Source organism: Aquabacterium sp. (assembly GCF_035476535.1).
Classification (GTDB): domain Bacteria; phylum Pseudomonadota; class Gammaproteobacteria; order Burkholderiales; family Burkholderiaceae_C; genus Pseudaquabacterium.
In genome coordinates, this window is record NZ_DATILJ010000031.1 from 1 (window position 1) to 6038 (window position 6038).

A 6038-nucleotide genomic window follows, 5' to 3' on the forward strand; every position below is an offset into this window, starting at 1 on the left:
GATCCGGCATGGCAGCCGATCACGCGTGCAAAGGGCCCGCTGCCCGGGCACGAGACATGGCGCGAGGTCGCGCCGAAGATTCAGCTGCTGGCGCGTCCGACCTGAGTGCCTGACCTGAGGGCCGATGTCGACGGCATGGACCCCCGCCGGTGTTCAGGCCGGTCGCTCGATGCGGTAGACGAAGTGCGCCGGCCCGTCGATCGGGTTGTCCGGCGTCAGCGGCCCTTCGGCCACCCGGTGGAAACCGACACGCTCCAGCAGGCGCCACGACGCCGTGTTGGCCGCACCCACCGGCACGATGACGGCCGGTGCCGAAGCGTGGTCACGCCAGGTCGACCGCAGTGCGGCCTGCAGCATCGCCGTGCCCAGCCCGCGGCGCAGCGCCGCCGGCTCGCCAACGAAGTAGTCCATGCTCAGCGCGGCGCCGGGCACGGCCAGCAGCGGCGCCAATTCGTCGATGTAGCCGGGGTTGTCGGCGAAGGTGTAGCGCTGGACCAGGCCAAAGGGCCGGCCGTGCGCGTCAGCGATGAAGATCTCGGCCAGGTCAGCGCCATCGATGCTGGGGCCGAAATCATGCTCGAGGGCCTCGGGCGTGTGCTCATGGTTCCACCAGCGCGCCACATGCGGCCGCGCCAGCCAGGCGGCCAATAGCGGGTAATCGGCGCGGCCCAGGCGGCGCAGGTGGATCGGCGCGCTGAAACCGCTGGCGCAGATCCGCATCACGCCGCGTATTTGACGGGTGGCGCGCGGCCGGCAACCCAGCCCACCAGCGGCCCGGTCATCGCGGTGGTCACCAGCGCCATCACCAGCAGCATCGTGAACAGCTCGGGACCGATCAGCCCGGCATCGAGCCCAACCTTCATGACGATCAGCTCCATCAGGCCGCGCGCATTCATCAGCGCGCCGGTGGCCAGGCTGTCGCGCCAGCCGTAACCCGCCAGGCGAGCGCCCGCCGCGCCACCGGCGACCTTGCCGACGATGGCGACGACGAGGATCAGCGCCATCGCGCCCAGGTGGGCGCCGGCGAACGCGCTGGCGGTGGTGCCCAGGCCGGCCAGCGCGAAGAACAGCGGCATCAGCACGACGATGGACATCGGCTCGATGCGCTGCGCCAGTGAGTTGAGCAGCCGGTCGTCGCGCGGCAGGCAGGTGCCGAACAGGAAGGCACCGAACACCGCGTGCAGCTGCAGCCACTCGGTGAGCATCGCGCAAGCCAGCAGGCCGACCATCAGCGCGGCCAGCACGGTGGTCGACGGTTCGCCGTCGGGCGCGCGGGTGCGCAGCAGCCACGCAAACCCCGGCCTCAACACGAAGTACACCAGCGCCAGCAGCAGCAGCACGCCCCCGCCGGTCTTCAGCAGCCCGAGCGCGCCTTCGCCGGCGCCGACCATCGCCACCACCAGCGCCAGCAGGATCCACGCGAACACGTCCACCACCGCCGCCGCGCTGAGCGAGAGCTGGCCGAAGCGGGTGTGTCCCAGGCCGCTGTCCTTCAGGATGCGCGCCATCACCGGGAACGCGGTGATCGACAGCGCGGCGGCGATGAACAGCGCAAACGGCCAGAAGCCGACCCCGGCCGGCGCCAGCGCAGGGTGCAGCACCGGCGCGATGGCCAGGCCCAGCGCGATCGGCGCGGCCATGCTCAGCAGTCCGACGAAGCCGGCCGCGCGGACCTGCGCGCGCACGCCCTGGTGCGCGCGCAACTCCAGCCCGACGACGAACATGAACAGCACCAGGCCCAGCGTGGCCAGCGAGGACAGCCCGGCCAGCGACGCCGGCGAAAACAGCTGGGCATGCAGCGTGGGAAACAGCGCGCCCAGCACGACGGGCCCGAGCAGCAGGCCGGCCGCCATTTCGCCGACGACGCCGGGCTGGCCGACATGGCGCAGCAGCCAGCCGCAGGCGCGCGCGGTGCTGAGGATGACGATCAGTTGCAGCAGCAGGGAGGTGGTGGACATGAGGGGAGGGAACGCACAGGGCCGGGATCGCCGCCGATGGTAGTGGCTGCGCGAACGCGCTCACGCCGCCGGGGCGACGGCTTTCTCGAAACACACGCTGAAGGGATCGTTGACATGCTCGCCGAAGGGCGGGATGCGCACGAAGCCTTGCGACGCGTACAAGGCCATCGCGGCCTGCTGGCGCTGGCCGGTTTCCAGCCGCAGCGTGCTGAAGCCCAGCTGCGCGGCTTCACGTTCCAGGGCGGCCAGGACGGCGCGCGCCAGGCCGCTGCGGCGCGCCGACTTCAGCACGTACATGCGGCGCACTTCGGTCGTGATCTCGTCGATCGGCCGCAGCGCGCCGCAGGCCACCGGTTGGCCGCTGACATACGCGACCAGGTAGACGCCGCGCGGCGGTGTCGGCGGGTTCGTCGGCCACGGCGCATCGGGCCGGTGCAGCTCGGGGTACAGCGCGCGTGCATCGATCGCGGCTTCGCGCAGCAGGGCCATCGCGTCGGCGCCTTGCGCGTCGACACGCTGGATGACGGGGATGGGTGGGTTCATGGTCTGGCAGTATCAGCCGCCTGCGCTACCCTCGGCCACGCCCCCATCCGAAGGAGACAGACCATGTTCCGCACCGCCATTGCCGGCAGCCTGCCCAAACCCGCCTGGCTGGCCGAAACCCAGACGCTGTGGCCGAAGTGGCGCGCCAGCGGCGACGAGCTGGCACAGGCCAAGCTGGACGCCACGCTGCTGTGGATCAAGGCGCAGGAGGACGCCGGCCTCGACGTCATCGGCGACGGCGAACAGTCGCGCCAGCACTTCGTGCACGGCTTCCTCGAGCGGGTGGCTGGCATCGACTTCGAGCACAAGGTCGAGATGGGCATCCGCAACGAGCGCTACAAGGCCATGGTGCCGCAGGTGACGGGTCCGCTGTCGCTCAGCGGCCGGGTGCACGAGACCGAAGCGCGCTTCCTGCGTGCGCACACCACGCGCAAGATCAAGTTCACGCTGCCCGGCCCGATGACCATCGTCGACACCGTGGCCGACCGCTTCTACGGCGACCGCGTGAAGCTGGCCTTCGCCTTCGCCGAGCTGCTGAACCAGGAGGCGCTGGCGCTGCAGGCCGATGGCGTGGACATCCTGCAGTTCGACGAGCCGGCCTTCAATGTCTACATGGCCGAAGCGGCGGACTGGGGCGTGCAGGCGCTGGAGCGTGCGGCGCGTGGTCTGAGCTGCACGACGGCGGTGCACATCTGCTACGGCTACGGCATCGCGGCGAATGTCGAGTGGAAGAAGACGCTGGGCGACGAGTGGCGGCAGTACGAGCAGATCCTGCCCGCGCTGGCCGCCAGCAGCATCCAGCAGGTCAGCCTGGAATGCATCCACTCGCACGTGCCGCCGCAGCTGATGGCCTTGCTGAAGGACACCGACGTGATGGTCGGCGTCATCGACGTGGCCAGCGACGCGGTGGAAACGCCCGACGAAGTGGCCGACACAATCGGCCGCGCGCTGCAGTTCGTGCCGCGCGATCGTTTGATCGCCTGCACCAATTGCGGCATGGCGCCGATGAACCGGGCCGTGGCGCAGGCCAAGCTGCAGGCGCTGGCGCAGGGTGCGGCGCTGGCGCGGCAGCGCTACGGCGGCTGAGGCGCTTCGGCGCGGCGGCCTTGTCTGGCCGTCGGCAGCGCCACCGATCCTAGCGCCGCAGATGAGCGCCATCGCGAGCGCCCGTTGAGCGCTGCGCTGCGCGCCCCGAGAGCGCCGCCGCAGGCACGCGGCTTGCCAGCGTGCGCACATCCGGTTGCATTCAGCGGCCGGCGCCCGGGCCCTCACCGCACCAAAATCCGCCGATGAACGAATCGCCCTGTTTCGACGCGGTGTCGCCCGGGGCCGGCAGCACGCCTGCGGGCGGCCTGTCGTTTCGCCAGTGGCTGCTGGCGGCCTTTCTGCTGATCACTGCCTTGCTGGGCGGCGCCGCCATCCAGGTCTTGCTGACGCTGGAACAAACCGCCCGGCGCAGCCGCGACACCGCCGGCGAGGCGGTGGGCCTGACCGAAAACGCGCAGCGCCTGGCCGAGCGCACGGTGGCGATGGAGCGCAGCGCGCGGCAGTTCCTGGTGCTCGACGATGCCAGCCTGCGCGAGCGCTACCACGCCACCTGGCTGGACGCGCGAGCCACCTTGCAGTCCCTGGCCGATGCGCTGGCGCACACGCCGGACCAGCCCTTTGCCGATTGGCAGGCGCAGGCCGATGCCGCCTGGACCCTGCTGCAGGCACCGCCCCGCCAGCGGCAGGCGGCGTTGCAGCGGCTGACACCGCTGTTCACCCGCTTGCACCGGCTGAACGAGACGCTGGCGCAGCTGTGCCGCAACGCGGTTGAGCAGCGCAACGACGCGCTGCTGTCCGACCTGGAGCACCAGCGCCGGCTGATCAGCGCGCTGGTGATCAGCGCCATCGTGCTGGCCGCGCTGCTGGCCTTCGGCTTCGGCCACTGGCTGTCGCGGCCGATGGCGACCATCGAAGCGGCGATCGGCCGCCTGGGCGCCAACCAGTTCGACCAGCCGGTGGACGTGCACGGCCCGGCCGACCTGCGGCGCCTGGGCCGCCAGCTGGACTGGCTGCGCCAGCGGCTGGCGGCGCTGGAGTCGGACAAGACCCGCTTTGTGCGGCATATCTCGCACGAGTTGAAGACTCCGCTGGCCTCGATCCGCGAAGGCGTTGCGTTGCTGCAGGACGGCGTGGCCGGCACGCTGACGCCCGACCAGGCGGAGATCACGCGCATCCTGCGCGACAACACCGCGTCGCTGCAGGCGCAGATCGAGGACCTGCTGCGCTACCACGCGCTGGCCTCCGAGGCGCAGCAGCTGCAGCGCCAGCCGGTGGACATCGCCGCGCTGCTGCAGCGCGTCTGCGCCGCGCAGCGCCTGCACTGGCAGGCCAAGGACTTGCAGGTGCTGGTGAACGGCCAGTGCGACAGCACGCAGGCCGATGCCGACAAGCTGGCAATGGCGCTGGCCAACCTGCTGTCGAATGCGGTGCGCTTCAGCCCGGTGGGGGGCAGCGTGTCCTTCGTCGTGCTGCAGCAGGCCGGCCGCATCTTCATCGACTGCATTGACCAGGGCCCGGGCGTGGCCGCCGAAGACGGCGAGCGCATCTTCGCGCCGTTCTACCAGGGCCGCCATCAGGCGCCGGGACCGCGCCACGGCAGCGGCATCGGCTTGTCCATCGTGCACGAGGTGGTGCAGGCACATGGTGGCGCGGTGCGGCTGCTGCCCAGCGAGCGCGGTGCCCATTTCAGGATCGAATTGCCCCATGAACTTGTTGCTTAGCGCCGGCCACCGGCTGACGCCGGCCGTGTTCGCCGCCATGATGCTGGCGTCGCTGTGCGCCTGCACGGCGCCCAAGCCCGCGCCGGAACCCGCGCCGACGCCGCCGCAGCTGGAGCCGCCGTTGCCGCCTGCGGCCGCCTCGCCGCCCTGCCCGCCCGAGCCCCCGCCGCCGGCGCCGGACACCAGCGAGTTGCAGGCCTTGCTGGCCTACCACCAGGATCTGCGCCAGCTGGGCCCCGCCGAGCTGACGCGTGAGCTGGTCAGCCTCAACGCGCAGCCGCGCACGCCGGCGCAGGCGATGCGCAAGGCCATGGTGCTGGGTCTGGGCCGCAACGGCGCCGATCTCGCCACGGCGCAATCGTTGCTCGACGGTGTGGTGGCCGCCGCCACGCCGCCGGCCGATGCGCTGAAGCCGCTGGCGGCGCTGCTGTCCTCACGCCTGGCCGAGCAGCGCCGCCTGGCCGACAGCCTGGACAAGCTGGGCCAGCAGCTGCGCGACAGCCAGCGGCGCAACGAGCAGCTCAATGAAAAGCTTGAAGCGCTGAAGGCCATCGAGCAGCGCCTGCCGGCGTCGCCCGTGCCGGCCGCCAGCGCTGCCGCGCCGCGGCAACCCTGAGAGCCTCACCCAAAGGATGCCCGCCATGAATTCAGCGGCCTCGATCCTGCTGGTCGATGACGACCCCGACCTGCTGCGGCTGATGACGATGCGCCTGCAAGCCGCCGGCCACCTGGTGCAGACGGCGGTCAGCGCCGAAGCCGCGCTGGCGCA

The 6038-nt window shown here is 71.2% G+C and carries 7 protein-coding genes; 4 read left to right on the forward strand and 3 right to left on the reverse strand.

What is annotated here, in order from left to right:
- The first annotated feature begins 18 nt into the window (after positions 1-18).
- Positions 19-105 carry a hypothetical protein gene (locus tag VLK61_RS03715; RefSeq protein ID WP_325418446.1) on the forward strand — a complete coding sequence of 29 codons (87 nt, stop codon included), beginning with the start codon at positions 19-21 and terminating at the stop codon, positions 103-105.
- A gap of 48 nt (positions 106-153) precedes the next feature.
- Here VLK61_RS03715 and VLK61_RS03720 read toward each other — a convergent pair whose 3' ends face one another.
- The 3 genes from VLK61_RS03720 to VLK61_RS03730 are packed head-to-tail and all read right to left on the reverse strand — an operon-like array spanning position 154 to position 2501.
- Complete coding sequence (locus tag VLK61_RS03720) at positions 154-720, reverse strand: GNAT family N-acetyltransferase (RefSeq protein ID WP_325418434.1); 567 nt, start codon at positions 718-720, stop codon at positions 154-156.
- On the reverse strand, positions 720-1958 hold the full coding sequence (locus VLK61_RS03725) for a cation:proton antiporter (RefSeq protein ID WP_325418436.1): 1239 nt from the start codon (positions 1956-1958) through the stop codon (positions 720-722). The genes VLK61_RS03720 and VLK61_RS03725 overlap by 1 nt, the downstream gene beginning before the upstream one ends.
- 60 nt (positions 1959-2018) lie before the next feature.
- Complete coding sequence (locus VLK61_RS03730; RefSeq protein WP_325418438.1) at positions 2019-2501, reverse strand: GNAT family N-acetyltransferase; 483 nt, start codon at positions 2499-2501, stop codon at positions 2019-2021.
- A gap of 63 nt (positions 2502-2564) precedes the next feature.
- Here VLK61_RS03730 and VLK61_RS03735 point away from each other — a divergent pair, with 63 nt between their 5' ends.
- The 3 genes from VLK61_RS03735 (at position 2565) to VLK61_RS03745 (ending at position 5885) form a co-directional block, all read left to right on the forward strand.
- Positions 2565-3587, forward strand: coding sequence for a methionine synthase (locus VLK61_RS03735; protein WP_325418440.1), 1023 nt, complete (start codon positions 2565-2567; stop codon positions 3585-3587).
- Between the two features lie 203 nt (positions 3588-3790).
- Entirely contained in the window at positions 3791-5269 is a 1479-nt protein-coding gene (locus VLK61_RS03740) for a sensor histidine kinase (protein ID WP_325418442.1), read from the forward strand.
- Complete coding sequence (locus VLK61_RS03745) at positions 5253-5885, forward strand: hypothetical protein (RefSeq protein ID WP_325418444.1); 633 nt, start codon at positions 5253-5255, stop codon at positions 5883-5885. The genes VLK61_RS03740 and VLK61_RS03745 overlap by 17 nt, the downstream gene beginning before the upstream one ends.
- The last annotated feature ends 153 nt before the right edge of the window (positions 5886-6038 follow it).

Bases quoted from the DNA above. Each gene is read 5' to 3' on its own strand.
- VLK61_RS03720 (WP_325418434.1), bottom strand. From the start codon at position 720: ATGCGGATCTGCGCCAGCGGTTTCAGCGCGCCGATCCACCTGCGCCGC.
- VLK61_RS03725 (WP_325418436.1), bottom strand. From the start codon at position 1,958: ATGTCCACCACCTCCCTGCTGCTGCAACTGATCGTCATCCTCAGCACC.
- VLK61_RS03730 (WP_325418438.1), bottom strand. From the start codon at position 2,501: ATGAACCCACCCATCCCCGTCATCCAGCGTGTCGACGCGCAAGGCGCC.
- VLK61_RS03735 (WP_325418440.1), top strand. From the start codon at position 2,565: ATGTTCCGCACCGCCATTGCCGGCAGCCTGCCCAAACCCGCCTGGCTG.
- VLK61_RS03740 (WP_325418442.1), top strand. From the start codon at position 3,791: ATGAACGAATCGCCCTGTTTCGACGCGGTGTCGCCCGGGGCCGGCAGC.
- VLK61_RS03745 (WP_325418444.1), top strand. From the start codon at position 5,253: ATGAACTTGTTGCTTAGCGCCGGCCACCGGCTGACGCCGGCCGTGTTC.